The following is a 249-nucleotide window of genomic DNA, read 5'->3' on the forward strand; positions in this document are numbered from 1 at the left end:
AGCACACCACTAAGCCTTCTTGCTTTCATATAGGGTGTCCAAAAGCTGACCGTTAATTTTAACGTATGAGCAAGTTCGATAGCATCTTGTTCATCAATGGCAATAATTTCGCTGTCGCGTAAAGCCAAAATGATGTTACGCACCTGATCAAGTAACTCCTGTTGAAAATCAATGTAACCCTGTTTTAAATGACTATCGCGAGCGAGAATATCGCCAAGGTTGTCGTAAAAAAAATGATAACGCCACATC

1 protein-coding gene is annotated in these 249 nt (G+C 40.2%); it reads right to left on the bottom strand.

Annotated elements, in window-relative coordinates:
• The coding region (locus tag CWC11_RS21060; protein WP_283241028.1) for a TetR/AcrR family transcriptional regulator at positions 1-249 on the bottom strand (249 nt) is incomplete at both ends.

It is taken from the genome of Pseudoalteromonas sp. S3178 (assembly GCF_005886985.1).
Lineage (GTDB): Bacteria > Pseudomonadota > Gammaproteobacteria > Enterobacterales > Alteromonadaceae > Pseudoalteromonas > Pseudoalteromonas carrageenovora.